This is a genomic window from Sphingomonas sp. (genome assembly GCF_036402235.1).
Classification (GTDB): Bacteria; Pseudomonadota; Alphaproteobacteria; order Sphingomonadales; family Sphingomonadaceae; genus Sphingomonas.
Window position 1 is genome coordinate 1 of the sequence record NZ_DASWTG010000026.1, and the last position, 19,024, is coordinate 19,024.

Below are 19,024 nucleotides of genomic sequence, written 5' to 3' on the forward strand. Positions count from 1 at the left end.
CAAATCGTCAGAATAGGCTCGTGCCATCCCTGCTGGCCTCCTGCCCAGCCAGCAGCTTGAATCACAATCACACCCTCTTGGGAATCCCCAATCGATTCAGCATAATCAGGACAGACTCTAGAGACGTTTGCGCCGCTCACGTGGCGCGCGCTTCCAGCCCGCTCCCCCACCCGGCCACCCACAACGTACAATCGATGGATGGCCGGGTGGGGGAGCGGGCCGGTGCCGCACCCCATCAGTAGGTCTTGATCGGCAAGTTGATCCAGGGAAATTCCCGGAACCATTTGGTGATGATGTATTTGGTGCCCTTCACCACGGGGCTGCCCTCGTGCAGCGTGGCCGGGTTCGGCGCGCCGTCGGGCCGCATGTTGTTCCAGGCGAGCAGCAGCCCCCGTTTGGGCATCACGCGGATGCCGGCCTGGGGGAACCAGGTGGCGCCGCCCTCCTCGACATCGTTGAGGTAGATCATCGTCGTCCAGGTGCGCTGTCCGCCCGACGCCTTCATCGCGGTCCAATATTCCTGGCTCTCGTTGAACCAGTCGTAATGCGGGCGGAACTGCTGGCCGGGCGCATAGCGCTGGCCCTGCATCGTCTCGCCATGCTCGGGCGGCAGGCCCAGCAGGGTCGCCATCCGCTCGTCGAGCGGGCGCACCTCGGGCGACCAGCGGTCGAGGTCGCAGCTCTCGCTGGTGCGGAAATTGGGATCGTCGGAGGCCGAGAGCAGGGTCGATGGCCGGCGGTTGGCGTCGATCAGCCGGATCAGCGTGTCGCATTCCGCGTCGCTCAGGAACCCCGGATAGTAATAGATCTGCGCCGCATCGACCTTGGCCTTGCGGATGGCGGGATTCGCCTCGAGGCGCGTCGTGATCTGTTGCCCGGTGCGCGCGCGCGCGATCGAGGCGCCGCCCTGTTTGGGTTTCGGTTTCGCGAAGATGCTCATGGATCGCAACTTGCCGAGGGCGCGATGAAACGCAAGAGGCCCGGCCGTTGCCGGCCGGGCCTCCGCGCGTGACGATCGGTGACGATCCTACCAGAAGATGTCGTACTCGACGTCGATCACCTCGCCGCTGTAGATATCCACCAGCAGCGCGTCGTTATAGTAGCGCACCCAGCGGTAGCCGCCATAGGCGGGCGGCAGGCGATAGTACCACGGATCGTTGATCCAATAGTTCGACGCGAACAGCATCGAACCCAGCGTCAGCCCGATCGAGAAGCGCTGATAGCCGTAATTCCATCCCCGCGGGGCGTAATAGCGCGGCAGCCGGTAGATGTTCCGGTTGCGGGCGCGATAGCTGCCCCAGTCGTAGCGGCGATCCTGGCGCCAGCCGCGGTCCCAGTTGCCGCCCCGGTCGCTCCGGTTGCGCCAGTCGCCGTCGCGGCGGCCATCGCGCCAGTCGCGGCGATCGTCCCAGCGATCGCGCTGCCAGTCGCGCCGGTCATCGCGGCGATCCTGCCAGTCGCGGCGGTCGTCCTGGCGATCCCGGCGGAAATCCTGGCGGTCGTCGCGGCGGTCGCGGCGGAACTGCTCGGGCGTCACCTGGCCCTGGCGCAGGTCGCGGCGATCCTCACGCCGTTCCTGGCGGAAGTCCTGGCGATCGTCGCGGCGTTCCTGACGGAACTCGCGGCGCTCCTGGCGCCACTGCGGGGCCGCGCCCTGCGGCTGGCCGAACTGGCGCTGCGGGCGCTGGAATTCGGGGCGCTGCATCTGCTGCGGCGCCTGCTGCTGCCGCTGCGCGCGGAACTGCTCGCGCTGCTGCTGCCGCTCGGCGCGGAATTGCTGCCGCTGCTCGCGCGCCTCGCCGCCGTTGCGCCCGCGCCACTGGCCGCGCTCCTGCGCGACCGCCAGGGTGGGGGTCAGGATGGTCGCACCGATCAGCGCGGCCAGAATAAGCTTCTTCATCTCGGTCCTCCGCTCCGGCAGAGCGCCGGCGTTCAGAATAACCCGCTACTGCACCGAGTCGGCTGACACGCTTCTGAATTGCGCTGACAGCATTGCGAAAGGATTCATTCCCCGATCGCGGGCGCCTGATCGCCCTGCTCTTCGGGGCCGGCGTCGTCCTCCCCCCGCGCCAGCCGCGCCGCGCGGCCGATCGCCTCGATCAGGCGGGGATAGACGCCGCAGCGGCAAAGGTTGGTGATCGCCGCGGCGATCTCCTCGTCCGAAGGGTTGCGATTCTTCCGCAGCAGCGCCGATGCGGCCATCACCATGCCCGGGATGCAGTAGCCGCACTGGCCGACATTCGCGGCTAGGAACGCGCGCTGCACCGGATGCGCGCGATTCTCCGCCAGCCCCTCGATCGTGGTGACGAAGCTGCCCTCGATCGCGCCGATCGTGACCTGGCAGGATCGCACGGCCGCCCCGTCGATATCGACCGTGCAGGCGCCGCAATCGCCGGTGCCGCAGCCATATTTGGTGCCGGTGAGGTTGGAGGCGTCACGCAGCGCCCACAGCAGCGGCGTGCGCGCGTCGAGCTTGTACTGGACGGGCTGGTTGTTGACGGTGAAGCGGGTCATGCGGCCCACACACTAGCGTTTGTGATGCGAAACCCAACCCCGCTCAGCGCAGCAGCCGTTCGAGCATCCGCCTGAGCGACCAGCCGAGCGACGGGGCAACCAGACCCGCCTTCGCCTCGAGCAGGTCGGCGACCATCTCGTAATGCTCGGCCATCTCGGCGTGGATGCGCTGCCCGCGCCCGGTATCGGCGTAGCGGATGCGCCGCCGCTCCTCGCGCGCGCGCTCGCGGAAGAAGCGGATGTCGCACGGATGGATGCCGTCGAGCGAATCCATCTTGTCGTCCTCGCTCATGCCATCAGCACCGGCTTGCCGCAGCGATAGCCGTCGACGCGGACATGCGCGGTGCCGATGCTGAGGCCGGTGGCGCCGAGCAGCTGGAACAACGCCGTCTCCAGCGCCGGCGCCGTCTGCAGCAGCCGTGCGAGGACCTGGCTCTCGCCGGGCAGGCCGATACCGAGCCCAAGCCCGAGGATCCGCACGTCGATATCGGTCGACGCCAGCGTCGTGCCGAGCAGCGTGGAGACGCCGTCGGTGGTTGCGACTTTTTTGGACTGGTGCGCGGCGATCTCGGCCTTGGTGAAGGTGAGGGGCTGCCAGTCGGATGCCTCCAGCGCGCCGAGCGCCTTCGCATCGACCGAGATCAGCGGCGCACGGATCAGCGGGGCGGGCGTGAGCGCGCCGGCGGTCGCCGGGATCGGATCGGTGATGGCGAGATCGGCGATGGCGAGCTTCGCCACCCCGGCGCGCGCGCGTACCGCGGCGGTGTCGCGCGGCGCGCACGGCACCGCGTCGAGGATCGCGCGCGCCGGCGCCACCTCGAGCGCGAGCGGCAGCTTGACGCCAAGGCCGAGCAGCGGCCCGATCTCGGCGGTCAGGTTGATCCGCGCCTGCGCCGTGCTGACCTCGATCCCGCCGCGGTCGTTGACCACCATCCACGGGCTCGACTGCATCGTCTCGCCGATCTTGATCTCGGCGCGCAGCGCGGCGAGACCGGGCACGCTTCCCGCAAGGTCGAGCGCAACGACATGGTCGCGATTGGCGACCGACAGCATCGCGCCCAGCAGCTCGCTTGCGCGCATCTTTGCCACCAATGCCGATGCGCCGCCGCTGCCGGCCGATCCTGCCCCCGCCATGTCGAGGCCGATCAGGTCGCCCAGTCGGATCGAGCGCGGCGTGCCCGTGATCCCCGACGCGACCGCGCCCAGCCCCTGTCCCCCGGCCACATCGTCGAGCGCACGCAGCAGCGCGGGCATCTCGATGTCCTGCGTGAGCAATTGCTCATAGGTCATGACGCCCAGATTGCCGCGCACCGCCACCGCGTCGAGAAAGGCGAACAGGCTGATGTCGGCGCTCGCCAGCCCCTGATAGCCCACCAGCGACAGGCCGACGCTCGATCCGGTAAGGCCGCGCGTCAGGCTGTTGATCAGGCCGTTGTCGAAGGTCGCCACCGCCGATCCGATCGAGATCGCGCCCAGGTTGCGCTGCCCCGCGACCGCGCTCACGCTGGAGTCGTTGAAGCGCAACCCCAGCGCGCGCAGGAAATAGCTGGGATTGGGATAGGTCGCGGTGACGCGCACCGCACTTCCGGTCGAATCGGTGGTGAAGGCCCGCGAAGTGCCGCTGCCTGTGACCAGCCCCGTCGCCACTTGCGCCGTGGCGGGCGACACCACCTCGTTGGCGGTGAGCACGGCACGCGCGCGGGCGTCGGCGGCGGTCAGGTCCTGCGCGGCGGAGAGCGCGGCGGCATCGACCGCACCCTGCATCCGCCGCCGCTCCAGCGCGACCGCGCCGACATCCACCGCAGCGGCGGCCGCGGCGAGCAGGAAGGGGAGCGCGCCCCCGATCAGCATCGCGGCGGTTCCGTCGCGGTCATGCCATAGCGCGCGGCTCATGTCGAAGGCCCCAGCGTCACGCAGTCGCGCGTGATCGTCGACGGCGGCAGCGGGATGAAGCGGGAGAAGCCGAAGATCGGCAGCCAGCTTGCATTGTAGGAAATGCGCACGCGCAGCCGGCCGTTCGCCTGCTCGGTCGCGCTCACCTCGCTCAGCCGCTCGGCGCGGACGAGGAAGTAGGACGGGCCATGCGTGTCGACATAGCCGGTGACCATCGTCTGGCGTTCGGCAAGCGTTTCACCGGCGATGCTGTGCCGTGCTGCATCTGCTGCAAGTTGTTGCACAGAGTTCGCCGCGCCAAGGTAAAGACCGTAACAGATCATCCCGGTGAGCATGGCAATAAGGACGGGCAACAGGATCGCGAACTCGATGATCGCTGTGCCTCTTCTATCCGAAACCAGGCGCATAATATTGCTCCTTGTTTACAGGAGTGTTTATACGCCGATTTGGTTAACGAATTATCGTTCTGAGTATGATGCTAAGCCCATATCGGAAGTACTTGTACTCCAAAACGGATGGTGTGGCTTGGAGTTGTTTGGAAATGCGCTCTTTCGCGTATTTCCAGTCAGACCTTAGCCGCGCGCCTGAAGCAAGGCACTGCGCAGGCAGGTGCAAACCGTCTCGTCGCGCTGGTTGAGCATCACATGGCGGAAGGTGACGATGCCCTGACCCGGGCGCGACTTGGAGGGGCGCAGCTCGACCACCTCGGTCTCGGCGCGCAGCGTGTCGCCGATGAACACGGGCTTGGGCATGCGCACTTCGTCATAGCCCAGATTGGCGACGAGCGTGCCCAGCGTGGTGTCGCCGACCGAGATGCCGATCAGCAGCGCGAAGGTGAAGGTGCCGTTGACGACGATCCGCCCGAACTCGGTCGCGCCCGCGGCTTCGGCGTCGAGGTGCAGCGGCTGCGGATTATGGGTGAGGGTGGAGACGAGGAGGTTGTCGGTCTCCGTCACCGTGCGGCGCAGGTCATGCACGATCCGGTCGCCCACCTGCCACTCGTCGAAATAGCGCCCCGCCATGCCTGCCCTCCCATTGTCGGGTTTCACATAGCGTGAACATTGCGCCTGTCAGCCCCCGAACATTCCTAATCCTCCCCCGCCAGGGGGAGGTGGCGCCGAAGGCGACGGAGGGGGAGGACTCCCAACATATGTTCTGGCATCCGCCCCCTCCGTCAGGCTGCGCCTGCCACCTCCCCCTGGCGGGGGAGGATCAAGCAAACTGCACTCGCAGCGCATCGGTGAGGGGTGCCGACGCCTCCCGCATCGCCACCGTATCATCACCCCAGGCCAGCGCGAGCGTGCGCGTGATGCCGAAGCCGAGCAGCGCGGGACTCGCGACTCCCGGATGGCGGTGCGACTCGGGGATCACCGTCGCCCCAAGGCCCGCCGCGATCATCTCCAGCGCGCGGTCGTCATTGGTGGTGCGCAGCGCGAAGAAGGGGCGGATGCCGCGCCGGGTGAAATAGCGGCTGGTCTCCGACAGCGCCTCGCAGTTGCGGCGGACGATCATCGTCTCGCCCGCCAGCGCCTCGCCGGGGATTGCGGGTTCGCCGGCGAGGGGGTGCGAGGCGGGGAGGGCGAGCACATAGGATTCGGTGCGCAACGGCTCCATCTCCCCGCCCGGCTCGCCATGCGTCGCGGTGAGCGCGAGATCGATCCGCCCGCGCGACAGATGCTGCGACAATGCCGCCGCATTGCCCTCGACCAGCTCCACCGCAAGCGCCGGGGCGGCGCGCGCGGCCAGCGCCGCGAACGCCGCCAGCTCGGCGGTGGCGATGGTATTGAGCACGCCCAGCCGCAGCGTGCCGCCCGGCGCCAGCCCGTCGATCGATGCCTGCGCCAGGTTGAACTCCCGCTCGATCCGCCGTGCGTGCACCGCGAAGCGCGCGCCGGCTTCGGTCAGCTCGACCCGCTGGCTGTTGCGGCGGAACAGCTTCGCCCCGGTCTCGCGCTCCAGCTTGGCGATGCCGGCGGAAAGCGTGGGCTGCGAGACATTGACCTGCGCGGCGGCCGCGGTGAACGTCCCGCTATCGATGACGGCGAGGAAATAGCGCAGCAGATAGCGGTCTATCATAGATACCATCTATGCTGTTCCGCGCTGCCTTTCAATTTTTCTATCGCGTGTCGAGCGGCTAAGCTGCGCCGAAAATCCCAGGAGAGCCTGATGAGCCTGCCCCAGATGGATTTCGCGCTGAGCGAGACCGCGGAGATGATCCGCGACACCACGCAGCGCTTCGCCAAGGAGCGGATCGAGCCGCTCGCCGCGCGCATCGATGCCGAGGACTGGTTCCCGCGCGACGAGCTGTGGACCGCGATGGGCGAGCTCGGCCTGCACGGCATCACCGTCGACGAGGAGTTCGGCGGCCTCGGCCTCGGCTATCTCGAGCATGTCATCGCGTGCGAGGAAGTCAGCCGCGCCTCTGCCTCGATCGGCCTCAGCTACGGCGCGCATTCCAACCTCTGCGTCAACCAGATCCGCCGCTGGGCGAGCCCCGAGCAGAAGGCGAAATACCTCCCAAAGCTGATCTCCGGCGAGCATGTCGGCAGCCTCGCCATGTCCGAGGCTGGGGCAGGCAGCGACGTCGTCAGCATGAAGCTGCGCGCCGAGCGCCGCGGTGACCGCTACATCCTCAACGGCACCAAATTCTGGATCACCAATGCCGCCTATGCCGATACGCTCGTCGTCTACGCCAAGACTGGCGAAGGCTCGCGCGGCATCACCACCTTTCTGATCGAGAAGGGCATGCCCGGCTTCAGCATCGGGCAGAAAATCGACAAGATGGGCATGCGCGGCTCGCCCACCGCCGAGCTGGTGTTCGACGATTGCGAGGTGCCCGAGGAGAATGTCATGGGCCCGCTCAACGGCGGCGTCGGCGTGCTGATGTCGGGCCTCGATTACGAGCGCACCGTGCTCGCCGGCATCCAGCTCGGCATCATGCAGGCGTGCCTCGATGTTGTCCTGCCGTATCTGCGCGAGCGCAAGCAGTTCGGCCAGGCGATCGGCAGCTTCCAGCTGATGCAGGCCAAGGTCGCCGACATGTATGTCGCGCTCAATTCCGCGCGCGCCTATGTCTATGCCGTAGCGCAGGCATGCGACGCGGGCAGGACCACGCGCTTCGACGCCGCCGGCGCGATCCTCCTCGCCAGCGAGAACGCCTTCAGGGTCGCGGGCGAAGCGGTCCAGGCGCTGGGCGGCGCGGGCTATACCAGGGACTGGCCGGTCGAGCGCTTCCTGCGCGACGCCAAGCTGCTCGACATCGGCGCGGGGACCAACGAGATCCGCCGCATGTTGATCGGCCGCGAGCTGGTCGGCGCGGCGTGAATCACTTGCCGACGAACAGGAACGCCACCCCCGCCATGATGCACGCGAACGCCGCGGCGTGGCGCCAGTGCAATGCCTCGCCCAGCACCGTCACCATGAAAACCCCGAACACGGTCAGCGCGATCGCCTCCTGCGCCATCTTGAGCTGCCCCGGCGTCCAGCCGGCGAGATACCCGACGCGGTTGGCGGGCACGGCGAAGCAATATTCCACCCCGGCGATCAGCCAGGAGAGCAGGATGACGGTGAGAATGGGTTTCTCCAGTCCGTCTTTGCCGAGGTGCCAGTACCAGGCGATGGTCATGAAGATGTTGGACGCGACGAGCAGCAGGATGGTTGCCATGAAGTCCCCCTTTCCTCCGCTCTGCGCGAGCTTTGCGGAAGCCGCAAGATGAGCGGTCCCGTGCTCAAGTCCGCGCTCTCGCCCGAGGATGAGAGTTTCCGCGCCAATGCTGCGCACAATCGCGCGCTGGTGGAGCGGCTCCGCACCGATGTCGCGGCGGCGGCGCTGGGCGGCAACGAGAAGTCCCGCGAGCGCCACACCGCGCGTGGCAAGCTGCTCCCGCGCGAGCGCGTCGAGCGCTTGCTCGATCCCGGCTCGCCCTTCCTCGAGATCGGCCAGCTCGCAGCATGCGACATGTATGCGGGCGAGGTCCCCGGCGCGGGCATGATCGCGGGGATCGGCCGGGTCTCGGGCCGCCAGTGCATGATCGTGTGCAACGACGCGACGGTGAAGGGCGGCACCTACTATCCCATGACCGTCAAGAAGCACCTCCGCGCGCAGGAGATCGCCGAGGCGAACCGGCTGCCGTGCATCTATCTCGTCGACAGCGGCGGCGCCAACCTGCCGCATCAGGCCGAGGTGTTCCCGGACCGCGACCATTTCGGCCGCATCTTCTTCAACCAGGCCAATATGTCGGCCAAGGGCCTCCCCCAGATCGCCTGCGTCATGGGCAGCTGCACCGCCGGCGGCGCCTATGTCCCGGCGATGTCCGACGAGAGCGTGATCGTGCGCAACCAGGGCACGATCTTCCTCGCCGGCCCGCCGCTGGTGAAGGCCGCGACCGGCGAGGAAATCTCGGCCGAGGACTTGGGCGGCGGCGACCTGCACGGCCGCAAGTCGGGCGTGGTCGATCATGTCGCGGAGAATGACGCGCATGCGCTGACCATCGTCCGCGATATCGTCAGCCACCTCCCCCGCGACCGCAAGCCCGACGTCGCGATCCTCGACCCGCGCCCGCCGCGCTACGATGCCGAGGACCTGTACGGCATCGTCCCCACTGACGTCCGCGCGCCCTATGACGTGCACGAGGTCATCGCCCGCCTGGTCGATGGCTCCGAATTCCACGAGTTCAAGGCGCTCTACGGCAGCACGCTGGTCTGCGGCTTCGCGCATATCTGGGGCATCCCCGTAGCGATCCTCGCCAATAACGGCGTGCTGTTCAGCGAGAGTGCGGTCAAGGGCGCGCATTTCATCGAGCTCGCCTGCCAGCGCCGCATCCCGCTGCTGTTCCTCCAGAACATCTCGGGCTTCATGGTCGGCGGCAAGTACGAGGCGGAGGGCATCGCCAAGCACGGCGCCAAGCTCGTCACCGCCGTCGCCACCGCGAGCGTGCCCAAGGTCACCGTGCTGATCGGCGGCAGCTTCGGCGCGGGCAATTACGGCATGTGCGGCCGCGCCTATTCGCCGCGCTTCCTGTTCAGCTGGCCCAACAGCCGCATCAGCGTGATGGGCGGCGAGCAGGCGGCGTCGGTGCTCGCCACCGTGCACCGCGACGCGGACAGCTGGACGCCCGAGCAGGCCGAGACCTTCAAGGCCCCGATCCGTCAGAAATATGAGGACGAGGGCAACCCCTGGCACGCCACCGCGCGCCTCTGGGACGACGGCATCATCGATCCGGCGCAGACTCGCGACGTGCTCGGGTTGGCCTTCGCGGCGTGCTTGAACGCGCCGGTGGAGGAGGGAACGCGCTTCGGCGTGTTTAGGATGTGAGCAGCGGCACGCCTAAAAATCCTCCCCGGAACGGGGAGGGGGACCGCTCGCCGCAGGCGAGTGGTGGAGGGTGCCCCGCCATCCTCAAGCAACCGATCAAACAGGTTCGCCGCGCCCGCAAACTCCGCAAGGAAATGAGCCTGCCCGAAGTACTGCTCTGGCAACAGCTCCAGAAACGTCCCGGCGGCTACCGCTTCCGCAAGCAATTCCCGCTGACACCATATACGGCCGACTTTGCCTGCCTGTCCGCACGTCTGCTGATCGAGATCGATGGCGAGTCACACGAACGTGGAACGCAGCCGCGGCTGGACGAAGCGCGCGACCGCTTCACCGCTGCCCAAGGCTTCCGCACGCTACGACTCCCCGCGACCGAAATCCTGAAAAACATGGAAGGCTGCCTGACCGCGATCGTCATCGCATGCCGTCAGGCCGGGCCCCCTCCACCATCGCTGCGCGATGGTCCCCCTCCCCGTTCCGGGGAGGATCCAGAGGAAGACCAATGATCCAATCCCTCCTCATCGCCAACCGCGGCGAGATCGCCTGCCGCATCATCCGCACCGCGCGCCGGCTCGGCATCCGCACCGTCGCGGTCTATTCCGATGCCGATGCCCACGCGCTCCACGTCCGCCAGGCCGACGAAGCCGTCCATATCGGGAAGTCACCAGCTCGTGCGTCCTACCTCATCGGCGAGCGCATCATCGCCGCCGCCACGGAAACGGGGGCTGAGGCGATCCACCCTGGCTACGGCTTCCTCTCCGAGAATGCCGACTTCGCCGAGGCCGTCATCGCCGCCGGGCTGATCTGGGTCGGCCCCAATCCCGACAGCATCCGCGCCATGGGCCTCAAGGACGCGGCCAAGAAGCTGATGCAGGACGCCCGCGTACCCGTCACCCCCGGCTATCTCGGCGAGGACCAGTCGCTCGACCGCCTCCAGCGCGAGGCCGACAGGATCGGCTACCCCGTCCTCATCAAGGCGGTCGCCGGCGGCGGCGGCAAGGGCATGCGGCGGGTCGATGCTGCGCAGCAATTCGCCGATGCGCTCGCCTCGTGCCAGCGTGAGGCCGCCTCGTCCTTCGGCGACGATCGCGTGCTGATCGAGAAGTACATCCTCGCCCCGCGCCATATCGAGGTGCAGGTGTTCGGCGACACCCACGGCAACATCGTCCATCTGTTCGAGCGCGACTGCTCGATGCAGCGCCGCCACCAGAAGGTGATCGAGGAAGCCCCGGCGCCCGGCATGGACAAGCACGCCCGCAGCGCGGTGTGCGAGGCCGCGATCAAGGCCGCGCGCGCGGTGAACTATGTCGGCGCAGGCACGGTCGAGTTCATCGCCGATGCGTCGCAGGGCCTGCACGGCGACCGCATCTGGTTCATGGAGATGAACACCCGGCTTCAGGTCGAGCATCCGGTGACCGAGGCGATCACCGGCGTCGATCTTGTCGAATGGCAGCTCCGCGTCGCCAGCGGCGAGCCGCTCCCGCTGCGGCAGGAGGAGATCGCGATCAACGGCCATGCGATCGAGGCGCGGCTCTATGCCGAGGATCCGGCGCGGGGGTTTCTGCCCTCGACCGGGAAGCTCGAAACGCTCGATTTCGCCGGCACCGTGCGCGTCGATACCGGGGTGGAGGCAGGATCGACGATCTCGCCCTTCTACGATCCGATGATCGCCAAGCTGATCGCGCATGGCGCGCATCGCGACGATGCGATCGCATTGCTGCGCGCGGACCTGAGCTATCTCACGGTGTGGCCGGTGCGCACCAATGCCGGCTTCCTGTTCCGGCTGCTCGGCGACGAGGGTTTCGCGTTGGGCCAGCTCGACACCGGTCTGATCGAGCGGCGCGGGGAGGCGCTGACGGTCGATCCGCTGCCGACCGCGGCTGACCTCACCTGCGCCACCGCCCGGTTCGAGCAGGACCTGCCTGACTCCGCGGCGGCGATGGCGCGCGGCCTCGAAGGGTTCCGGCTCAACCGTGATCCGGCGACCGGGCGCGCGGTCAGCGTGAATGGCGAGCGCGTGACGTTCGAGGCTGAGCGCGGCGTCCTCGCCTCGCACGTCCACCCGCATGCGCGCGACGGCGCCGCGCTGCTGGTCCATGGCGGCGCCACCTTCCGCGTGACCGCCGATCGCACCGACGGTGCCGGCGGCGCAGCAGCCGGCGACGGCTCGATCCTCGCCCCGATGCCCGGCCGCATCGTCTCGGTCGAGGTGGTGGAGGGGCAGGCGGTGACCGCCGGCCAGAAGCTGCTGGTGCTCGAGGCGATGAAGATGGAGCAGGCGCTCACCGCCCCGTTCGACGGCACGGTCGAGACGCTCAGCGCCGCGCCCGGTGCGCAGGTCCAGGTCGATATGCTGCTGGCGAAGGTCGCGAAGGCGGAATAGCGGGCGGCGCAGCAACCGGCCGCGGCGCTTCAGGTTATGACGACCTCGGGGAACTCCAACTCCACGGTCCCATTTTCTAGCCGCCTGAATTCCAGTTCCAACTGCTCGTACTCTGGCCCCTGCTTGGACGTGCCGAGTACGCCGACAAGGCAGTGAAATCTCCCCTCGCGGCGGCTGCACCGGACATCGCGCACCCGGCTGAACTTGCCTTCAGTCACCGGGTTATCCGGCACCATAGAGAGCACCTCGTCCCATTTGTCGCGCAGCAAGACCGTCAGTTCATCGGGCGTGGGCGGCGAACGCCGGAGTGCCCTGAGGGCGGCGCGCTCCTCTGCGGCGCGGCGGCGTGCGGTCTCGCGCTCCCACCGCGCCCGCTCGACGCGCTGAGCCGCGCGCTGGATATCCGCACGTCGTTTTTCGCGCTCATCGATCGTTTGGGCGCCGGTCAGGCGAAACCCGGGAATGCGTTCGATCTCGCAGGCTTTCCGGATGAGCTGATCGACGGCCTCGCGGCTTGCCACCTGCTTCTGCGCGGTGACGAAGAGCACGCGTGCGTCGTTGACGATGACATTGGCCAGTCGAAATTCCGTGGGGAGCTGATCGAAAAGCTCGCCGTGCCCACTCGCCTCGATCGGCCCCCGGAAAACGAGCGACAGCTCCAGTCCGCTTGCCAGGTAGCGCGGATACTTCTCCAGATGACCGGTCTGGCAGTCGGCCTTCACCGGGTCGGATCGCAGGACGATGGGTGCCTCATGATATTGTTGCGATCCGGACGATTCCCCGATCGCCAGAACGCCGGCGCACAGTACGAGAAGGGGGTGCTTGATCATGGATGCGTTCCTGCTGGCCGGCAGGGTTCTAGCGCCCCAGGCTTACCCGATGGTGAAAAGGGGCGAGCGTTGGTACGCCGTTCGCGATCGGGTCACTTGGTTGTGGAACGGGTCATTGTCGCACCCCGGTCAATGGGCGCCGACATGTTCCCCGTTCCGCTCGGCAGCGTGCAATTGCACCGGGCGCAATCGCCAACATCGTCCACGACATGTTCCGTCTATCGGTTCGCATCTATGCGGCAGCCTTGGTGGGCTGAAGCCGATAGGGGCGCCTCGCCTTTGCGACGAAAGCCGCAGAAAACTGCGGGAAATGCCCCTCCATTTTCCTACACGAACCAAATGGGTTATAATATGCGCAGCGGCCTATTCGCCGCAGGCAAAGGAGAACAAATGCGTCATGCGGCCAATCCGCCCCGGGTGTAAACTTCGGCGCCGCCGGCTACTCGCGCCAGCTCTTGTCGGTCCGGTCGACCAGCCGCACCATCGCCGCGAAGTCTGCCGCGCCCGGCGCGATCGACGCCTGCGCCATGTGCAGGTCGCGCTGATGCACCGCGATCACCTCGTCGGGCACGACCAGCGGCTTGCCCATCGACAGCGTGGCGAGCTGGATCTCGCATGCGCGCTGCAGCGCCCAGTGCTTGACGAACGCCTCGGGCAGGGTTCGCCCCATCGCGACGATGCCGTGGTTGCGCAGCAGCAGCATGCGCTTGTCGCCGAGATTGGCGATCAGCCGCTCGCCTTCCTCGTCGCGCACCGTCACGCCCTCGAAGTCGTGATAGGCGATCTGCCCCGCGAAGTTGCAGGCATAGAAGTTGATCGGCTGCAGCCCGCCCTCCAGGCTGCTCACCGCCATCCCCGCGGTGGTGTGGGTGTGCATGATGCAGTGCACGTCGGGCAGATGCCGGTGGAACACCGAATGCTGCACGAAGCCGGCGCGGTTGACGAGGTAGGGGCTGCCATCGACCTTGTTGCCGTCAATGTCGATCTTGACCAGGTTCGACGCCTTCACCTCGCTGAAATGCAGCCCGAACGGGTTGATCAGGAAGGTGCCGTCCTCGTCCGGCACCTTCAGCGTGATGTGGTTGTAGATCATCTCGGACCAGCCGAGCATGTCGAACACGCGATAGGCGGCGGCGAGCTGCTGGCGCGCCTCCCATTCGGCGCCAGACACTTTGGGCGACATAGCGGGCTTGTCGGCGATTGCGGTGGCCATGGTCCTCTCCGTTTTTCGTGGTTGCGGTATGTATGCCATGAGCAGGCGGGCCAGGGCAACTTGCGTCGCACGGCCGAAGCCGCTAGGGGCCGCCACAGTCATCTGGGGAGTAGCCAGCCGTCGCAGGACGGGCCTCCGCGTCAACATGCTTGGTCGAGAGGCCATGGCGCGAAGGGAGCAGGGATCGTCCGTCGGTCCCGTTCGGGCGAGACCAATGGCGCCATGCTTTCCGCTCAGGCCGGGCGGGAGGGCGTGGTGTCGTTGGAGCTTCGCACCGCCCGGCCCGGAGACTTTGCTTGGAAGCCTTCCTCACCTCGACCGCGCTGGTCGCCCTCGCCGAGATCGGCGACAAGACCCAGCTGCTCGCGATCGTCCTCGCCACCCGCTTTCGGAAGCCGGTGCCGATCATCCTCGGCATCCTCGTTGCGACGCTCGCCAACCATTTCCTCGCCGCACTGCTGGGCCAGCAGGCGGCGGCGTGGCTGGACGGGTCGTGGTTCCGCTATCTGATCGCCGCGTCCTTCATCGCCATGGCGGCGTGGACGCTGATCCCGGACAAGCTTGACGAAGATGTCAATAAATCATTGAAATACGGCGCTTTTATTGCCACGGCGATGTGCTTCTTCCTGGTCGAGATGGGCGACAAGACCCAGATCGCGACGATCGCGCTCGGCGCGCGCTTCGCCGAGGTCGGCTGGGTCACGGCGGGCACGACGCTCGGCATGATGATCGCCAACGTTCCCGCGGTGCTGCTGGGCAACGCGCTGGTGAAGCGCGTGCCGCTTCGCACCGTGCGGATCGTCGCGGCGCTGCTGTTCCTCGCCGTCGGCGTCTGGATGCTCGCGCAGGTTGCGCTGGCCGGATAGGCTGCGCGGCATGAGCGATGATCTTCATTGGCTGGCGATCGAGACCGGCGGCACCAAATTGCTCGCCCGGCTGGAAGCCGAGGGCCTCGGCGTCGCCTTGAAAGCCGACTTGGCCGCGGCTCGCTCAGCTGCGGACGTGTTTCACGCGACCCAGGGGGCGAGATCGTCCTGCTCGCCGATCAGCGCGAGGCCGTGCGCGATGGAGGTGAGCTCGCCGCCCGTCGCGATCCGTTCGCTCCCGAAGCGGCGTTGGAACAGCGCCCGGATCGCGGGGATCAGTGACGAGCCGCCGGTCAGGAACACGCGGTCGATCCGGTCCGTGGATGTGCCGGCCTGTTCGAGTGCCACCTCCAGCGCAGCCCCGATGCGGCGCAGGTCCTCAGTGATCCATTGCTCGAAATCGGCGCGGCGGACCGGTTCGGCGATCGTGACGCCGCCGCCCTCGAAGCGGAACTCGGCCTCGGCCTGGCTCGAGAGTGCGCGCTTGAGCTTGCCCACCGCGTCGTAGAGCGGAAAGCCCTGCTCATGCTCGATCAGCGCGATCATCCGCCCGATCGGCTCGGGGTCGATCGCGTCGCGCTGCAGGCGGCGCAGCTCGTCGAGCGTGCGGCGGTTGCGCATCAGCGCGAGCCGCGACCAGTCGGCGAACTCGGTGAAATAGCCCCCGGGGATCGGCAGCAGCTTGCCGAACGAGCGATAGTTGCCGCCCTTGCCGAGCAGCGGCAGCACGAGGTGGTCGACGATGCGCTGGTCGAACCGGTCGCCGGCGATGCCGATGCCCGACGATCCCAGCGGCTCGCAACGCCGCGCAGCACCCGGCTCGGCGACGCGGACGATCGAGAAGTCGGTGGTGCCGCCGCCGAAATCCGCGACCAGGATCGTGGCAGGCTCGGTCAGCTGCGACGCATAGCTGTACGCGGCCCCAAGCGGCTCGTAGACATAGTGAAGCTCGACCCCGAACCCTTCCAGCATCGCGTCGTAGCGCTGGCGCGCGAGCGCGGGATCGGGGCGGGCGCCGGCATATTCGACGGGGCGGCCGACGATCACGCGGCGCGGCCGGTCGTCGAGCGCGCCGCCGGCATGCGCGACCAGCTTGCTCAGGAATTTCCGGCCCAGGTCCTCGAAGCGGAGCGGCTTGCCGAAGATCTGCGCGCGCTCGAACAATGGGCTGGCCGCGACGCTCTTGAACGACTGCACGAAGCGGCTGTCGAGCGGCGACTGGAGGAATTCCTCGATCGCCCAGGGGCCGGCCTCATGCGCGATTCCGTTCCAGCCGCGCTCTTCCTCCCAGAAGCAGAGTGCGGTGCGGAACACGGCGCCCGCCGCGGCTTCACCCGCGAACTCGACCAGCCGCGAATCGCCGCGGCCGTCCGCCAATGCGACCACGGTGTTGGTCGTGCCGAAATCGAGCCCGAGCGCGCTGGGGCGGGTGGCGCTGTCCACGCGCAATTCCTTTGCCGGTTATGATGGCCACCGGCGCAGGCGCGGCGGGGCGCGGCCTATGGCAGGCGCTGCGTCAACCGGCAAGGGCAGGCGGTGTGTGTCCGATCAACCGGGACGGGCACTCGCGCTGCGAATGTCCTCGAGCATCGCGACGGCGGCGCGGGTGACGGCGTCGGAGATCGCCTGCCCTTTGCCGGGGGAAGCTTTGGACGGGCAGCCCGAAACCCCGGTCCCGGCGCTGAGCTGGTGCATGTTGCGGTGATGCGCCGCGCGCCCGGCATGGAGCAGGTCGGCGGCGGCCCAGTGGAAATCATGCACGGGCAGCTGATCGACCGCCGCATCGATCTCGACCAGCTCGGGTGCGATCAGCTGCACCAGCGAGGTCTCGAACTCGCAGGCATGGCCGACGCCGCCGAACTCGGTCTCCTGAATCTTCGCCAGCTCGTCGGCGGCGATGCGCCACCAGGTGAGCATGAACAGCTCGACCTCCGGGTGATCGTTGCCGAAGGATTCGAGCACGACTTGCCCGATGGCGAGGTTGCCGCCATGGCTGTTGAAGATCACGATATTGCGGAATCCGTGCGCCGCGACCGAACCGAGCAGATCGGTGATATAGGCGAGGAACGTCTCGTGCCGCACGGTGAGCGTGCCCGCAAACGCCATGTGGTGGCGCGAGCAGCAGACCGGGAGCTGCGGCAGGATCAGCACCTGATCGCCGAGTTCAGCGTCGATCCGGCCGGTGAAGTGACGGCCGATCAGCGCGTCGGTGTCGAGCGGAAGGTGCGGGCCATGCTGCTCGATCGCGGCGATATTGAGCACCACCGGCGTATTGCGGTCGACCGCGTCGAGCCGCGGGCTGCTGAGATCCTGCCACTTCATGGAACCGCCGCCCACATCTCGATTTCGACCTGGAACGCGTCGAGCAGCGCGCAGCCGATCGCGGTCCGCGCCGGGAAGGGCTGGGGCATGATCTCGCGATACACCACGTTGAAGCGCGGCCAGTCGGCAAGGTCGGTGAGGTACACATTGACCTTGAACACGTTGGAGAAATCCGCGCCCGCGGCGGCGAGCTGCTTGCGGCAATTCTCCAGCGTGACGCGTGCCTGCTCCTCGATCGTGTCGCCGATCACCTCGCCGGCGAGGTTCAGTGGCGCTTGCCCCGAGATCAGGACGAGATCGGCGTCGCGGCTGATCTTGAGCACGGGCGAATAGGGGCCAGCGGTGACATGCTGCTCCGACGGGATCCGGATGATGCTGGTCATGCGAATACCTCGTGACGGACGCCGTAGCGTTCCAATGCGGCGGGATCGAGCGAGACACCTAGGCCTGGCCCTTCGGGCACGAAGGCATAGGGCGGCTCGAAGCGCAGCGGCGTGTCGAGCAGGTCATGCTCGCGGAGCATCCGGCCGAAGATGTCGCTCGACCAGACGCAGCTCTTCGCTGCGATCGACTGGTGGAGATACATTGCCTCGAGGATGCCGAGATCGACTTCCGACCCGTGGAAGCACCAGAGGTTGGCGGCTTCCGCGATGGCGTTGAGCTGTGCGAACTTCGCCAGTCCGGCGTTGAAGTTGAACCCGTCCGCCGCGCGCTGCTGGATCAGCGCGATGATGTCATGCACGCGCTGGCCCTGATAGATATAAGGCAGGGCGATGTGCTGCGCGATCGGGATCGACGAGAAGCGGCACAGATCGGCATAGTCGGGGATCATCCATTTCGGGATCGGGTCTTCGAGCAGTTGCACGTTGCCGACCGACTCCAGCCCGCGGATGCGCAGCTTGGCCGACGCCATGTTCTCCCAGCGCTGGTTCGGGTCGAACACGACCTTCATGCCCGGTGCGTGCGCCGCGATCCGCTCGCAGATGCCGACGACGTCGTCCTCAAGATCGGCCTTGAGCTTGATGCCCTGATAGCCCTGCTCCTGATAGGCGCGCACCCAGGGGCCGATTTCGTCGAGCGTGCGGTGGCTCGACCAGGCGTGACACAACACCTTCTCGCGCACCGGCCCGCCGAGCAGGCGATGGAGCGGCAGCCCTAACGTCTTGGCCCAGCCGTCCCAGATCGCCAGCTCGAACCCGTCGAACTCGCGCACCAAGGGCAGAGGCAACTCCTGCAGGGTCAGATGAGCGATGTTGACGCCGAGAAGGTCGCCCGCAATCGCCTCGATCCGCGACCATTCGTGGTCGCGATAGAATTCGCCCAGCGCGACCACGCCATTGGCCAGGGTCATACGCACGACCAGCTTGGGCAGCGCGTCGAACTGTACGCTCCACGCCGCCTTGCCGCCCACCGGGAGCATATGCAGCGGCTTGGCCAGCGTCTCCGAGCTGATCATCCCCGGCTTGGCGGGAACGATGGCCTCGTTAAAATCGAACTTGACGATGACCGGATCGTCCCCGGTGCCTGAACGCATGCCTCACCCTCTCCCGAACTGCCGCGCTCACTGGTTGTCGCGCGGAGATTTTGGTCACGCAAACAGCATAACCAATTTATACCAAACCGCTAGCAAAATGCAGATCTCCCGCTTAGAAAGCCTCGCTTAATGCCCGGTGTGGGGCCGTTTCATACTGC

At 67.2% G+C, this 19,024-nt stretch carries 20 protein-coding genes and 1 riboswitch; of the genes, 5 read left to right on the forward strand and 15 right to left on the reverse strand.

Annotation, left to right across the window (positions count from 1 at the left end):
* Positions 1–235: 235 nt before the first annotated feature.
* The 8 genes from VGD28_RS05285 to VGD28_RS05320 form a co-directional block, all read right to left on the reverse strand.
* The gene (locus tag VGD28_RS05285) at positions 236–940 is read right to left on the reverse strand and encodes a 2OG-Fe(II) oxygenase (protein ID WP_331027284.1); all 705 of its coding nucleotides are present in this window, start codon (positions 938–940) and stop codon (positions 236–238) included.
* A gap of 87 nt (positions 941–1,027) precedes the next feature.
* Complete coding sequence (locus tag VGD28_RS05290; protein WP_331027285.1) at positions 1,028–1,900, reverse strand: RcnB family protein; 873 nt, start codon at positions 1,898–1,900, stop codon at positions 1,028–1,030.
* 104 nt (positions 1,901–2,004) lie between these two features.
* Positions 2,005–2,514, reverse strand: a complete 510-nt coding sequence (locus tag VGD28_RS05295; protein ID WP_331027286.1) for a (2Fe-2S)-binding protein — start codon at positions 2,512–2,514, stop codon at positions 2,005–2,007.
* Between the two features lie 43 nt (positions 2,515–2,557).
* A complete protein-coding gene (locus VGD28_RS05300) occupies positions 2,558–2,806 on the reverse strand; it encodes a hypothetical protein (RefSeq protein ID WP_331027287.1) in 249 nt (82 codons plus the stop codon).
* Positions 2,803–4,407, reverse strand: coding sequence for a pilus assembly protein TadG-related protein (locus tag VGD28_RS05305; protein ID WP_331027288.1), 1,605 nt, complete (start codon positions 4,405–4,407; stop codon positions 2,803–2,805). The genes VGD28_RS05300 and VGD28_RS05305 overlap by 4 nt, the downstream gene beginning before the upstream one ends.
* Positions 4,404–4,814 carry a TadE/TadG family type IV pilus assembly protein gene (locus VGD28_RS05310; protein WP_331027289.1) on the reverse strand — a complete coding sequence of 137 codons (411 nt, stop codon included), beginning with the start codon at positions 4,812–4,814 and terminating at the stop codon, positions 4,404–4,406. The genes VGD28_RS05305 and VGD28_RS05310 overlap by 4 nt, the downstream gene beginning before the upstream one ends.
* A 165-nt stretch (positions 4,815–4,979) precedes the next feature.
* Positions 4,980–5,429, reverse strand: a complete 450-nt coding sequence (locus VGD28_RS05315) for a MaoC family dehydratase (protein ID WP_331027290.1) — start codon at positions 5,427–5,429, stop codon at positions 4,980–4,982.
* 190 nt (positions 5,430–5,619) lie between these two features.
* Entirely contained in the window at positions 5,620–6,483 is an 864-nt protein-coding gene (locus tag VGD28_RS05320; RefSeq protein WP_331027291.1) for a LysR family transcriptional regulator, read from the reverse strand.
* Positions 6,484–6,579: 96 nt separating this feature from the next.
* Between VGD28_RS05320 and VGD28_RS05325 the strand changes: the two genes are divergently transcribed.
* Positions 6,580–7,731: an isovaleryl-CoA dehydrogenase gene (locus VGD28_RS05325; protein WP_331027355.1), complete on the forward strand. Its 1,152-nt coding sequence runs from the start codon at positions 6,580–6,582 to the stop codon at positions 7,729–7,731.
* Position 7,732: 1 nt separating this feature from the next.
* Here VGD28_RS05325 and VGD28_RS05330 read toward each other — a convergent pair whose 3' ends face one another.
* A complete protein-coding gene (locus VGD28_RS05330) occupies positions 7,733–8,071 on the reverse strand; it encodes a DMT family protein (protein ID WP_331027292.1) in 339 nt (112 codons plus the stop codon).
* A gap of 48 nt (positions 8,072–8,119) precedes the next feature.
* Between VGD28_RS05330 and VGD28_RS05335 the strand changes: the two genes are divergently transcribed.
* The 3 genes from VGD28_RS05335 (at position 8,120) to VGD28_RS05345 (ending at position 12,101) form a co-directional block, all read left to right on the forward strand.
* Positions 8,120–9,721, forward strand: coding sequence for a carboxyl transferase domain-containing protein (locus tag VGD28_RS05335; RefSeq protein WP_331027293.1), 1,602 nt, complete (start codon positions 8,120–8,122; stop codon positions 9,719–9,721).
* A gap of 95 nt (positions 9,722–9,816) precedes the next feature.
* Positions 9,817–10,224 (forward strand): endonuclease domain-containing protein, encoded by a 408-nt coding sequence (locus VGD28_RS05340; protein ID WP_331027356.1) that lies wholly within the window; start codon positions 9,817–9,819, stop codon positions 10,222–10,224.
* Positions 10,221–12,101: an acetyl/propionyl/methylcrotonyl-CoA carboxylase subunit alpha gene (locus tag VGD28_RS05345; protein ID WP_331027294.1), complete on the forward strand. Its 1,881-nt coding sequence runs from the start codon at positions 10,221–10,223 to the stop codon at positions 12,099–12,101. Before VGD28_RS05340 ends, VGD28_RS05345 begins: the two co-directional genes overlap by 4 nt.
* A 29-nt stretch (positions 12,102–12,130) precedes the next feature.
* Here VGD28_RS05345 and VGD28_RS05350 read toward each other — a convergent pair whose 3' ends face one another.
* The gene (locus VGD28_RS05350; protein WP_331027295.1) at positions 12,131–12,931 is read right to left on the reverse strand and encodes a hypothetical protein; all 801 of its coding nucleotides are present in this window, start codon (positions 12,929–12,931) and stop codon (positions 12,131–12,133) included.
* A 439-nt stretch (positions 12,932–13,370) separates the two neighbouring features.
* Positions 13,371–14,144: a class II aldolase/adducin family protein gene (locus VGD28_RS05355; protein WP_331027296.1), complete on the reverse strand. Its 774-nt coding sequence runs from the start codon at positions 14,142–14,144 to the stop codon at positions 13,371–13,373.
* A gap of 89 nt (positions 14,145–14,233) precedes the next feature.
* A riboswitch (yybP-ykoY riboswitch) is annotated at positions 14,234–14,374 on the forward strand.
* Between the two features lie 66 nt (positions 14,375–14,440).
* Between VGD28_RS05355 and VGD28_RS05360 the strand changes: the two genes are divergently transcribed.
* Positions 14,441–15,010: a TMEM165/GDT1 family protein gene (locus VGD28_RS05360; protein WP_331027297.1), complete on the forward strand. Its 570-nt coding sequence runs from the start codon at positions 14,441–14,443 to the stop codon at positions 15,008–15,010.
* Positions 15,011–15,151: 141 nt separating this feature from the next.
* On the opposite strand, the gene VGD28_RS05365 is transcribed toward VGD28_RS05360, so the two are convergent.
* The 4 genes from VGD28_RS05365 to VGD28_RS05380 form a co-directional block, all read right to left on the reverse strand.
* The gene (locus VGD28_RS05365; RefSeq protein WP_331027298.1) at positions 15,152–16,453 is read right to left on the reverse strand and encodes an Hsp70 family protein; all 1,302 of its coding nucleotides are present in this window, start codon (positions 16,451–16,453) and stop codon (positions 15,152–15,154) included.
* A gap of 105 nt (positions 16,454–16,558) precedes the next feature.
* Positions 16,559–17,332 carry a creatininase family protein gene (locus tag VGD28_RS05370; RefSeq protein WP_331027299.1) on the reverse strand — a complete coding sequence of 258 codons (774 nt, stop codon included), beginning with the start codon at positions 17,330–17,332 and terminating at the stop codon, positions 16,559–16,561.
* Positions 17,329–17,715: a RidA family protein gene (locus VGD28_RS05375; protein WP_331027300.1), complete on the reverse strand. Its 387-nt coding sequence runs from the start codon at positions 17,713–17,715 to the stop codon at positions 17,329–17,331. Before VGD28_RS05375 ends, VGD28_RS05370 begins: the two co-directional genes overlap by 4 nt.
* A complete protein-coding gene (locus VGD28_RS05380) occupies positions 17,712–18,866 on the reverse strand; it encodes a mandelate racemase/muconate lactonizing enzyme family protein (RefSeq protein WP_331027301.1) in 1,155 nt (384 codons plus the stop codon). Before VGD28_RS05380 ends, VGD28_RS05375 begins: the two co-directional genes overlap by 4 nt.
* Positions 18,867–19,024: the final 158 nt, after the last annotated feature.

Coding starts and splice junctions, on each gene's coding strand:
- VGD28_RS05285 (WP_331027284.1), bottom strand. CDS start 940: ATGAGCATCTTCGCGAAACCGAAACCCAAACAGGGCGGCGCCTCGATC.
- VGD28_RS05290 (WP_331027285.1), bottom strand. CDS start 1,900: ATGAAGAAGCTTATTCTGGCCGCGCTGATCGGTGCGACCATCCTGACC.
- VGD28_RS05295 (WP_331027286.1), bottom strand. CDS start 2,514: ATGACCCGCTTCACCGTCAACAACCAGCCCGTCCAGTACAAGCTCGAC.
- VGD28_RS05300 (WP_331027287.1), bottom strand. CDS start 2,806: ATGAGCGAGGACGACAAGATGGATTCGCTCGACGGCATCCATCCGTGC.
- VGD28_RS05305 (WP_331027288.1), bottom strand. CDS start 4,407: ATGAGCCGCGCGCTATGGCATGACCGCGACGGAACCGCCGCGATGCTG.
- VGD28_RS05310 (WP_331027289.1), bottom strand. CDS start 4,814: ATGCGCCTGGTTTCGGATAGAAGAGGCACAGCGATCATCGAGTTCGCG.
- VGD28_RS05315 (WP_331027290.1), bottom strand. CDS start 5,429: ATGGCGGGGCGCTATTTCGACGAGTGGCAGGTGGGCGACCGGATCGTG.
- VGD28_RS05320 (WP_331027291.1), bottom strand. CDS start 6,483: ATGATAGACCGCTATCTGCTGCGCTATTTCCTCGCCGTCATCGATAGC.
- VGD28_RS05330 (WP_331027292.1), bottom strand. CDS start 8,071: ATGGCAACCATCCTGCTGCTCGTCGCGTCCAACATCTTCATGACCATC.
- VGD28_RS05335 (WP_331027293.1), top strand. CDS start 8,120: ATGAGCGGTCCCGTGCTCAAGTCCGCGCTCTCGCCCGAGGATGAGAGT.
- VGD28_RS05345 (WP_331027294.1), top strand. CDS start 10,221: ATGATCCAATCCCTCCTCATCGCCAACCGCGGCGAGATCGCCTGCCGC.
- VGD28_RS05350 (WP_331027295.1), bottom strand. CDS start 12,931: ATGATCAAGCACCCCCTTCTCGTACTGTGCGCCGGCGTTCTGGCGATC.
- VGD28_RS05355 (WP_331027296.1), bottom strand. CDS start 14,144: ATGGCCACCGCAATCGCCGACAAGCCCGCTATGTCGCCCAAAGTGTCT.
- VGD28_RS05370 (WP_331027299.1), bottom strand. CDS start 17,332: ATGAAGTGGCAGGATCTCAGCAGCCCGCGGCTCGACGCGGTCGACCGC.
- VGD28_RS05375 (WP_331027300.1), bottom strand. CDS start 17,715: ATGACCAGCATCATCCGGATCCCGTCGGAGCAGCATGTCACCGCTGGC.
- VGD28_RS05380 (WP_331027301.1), bottom strand. CDS start 18,866: ATGCGTTCAGGCACCGGGGACGATCCGGTCATCGTCAAGTTCGATTTT.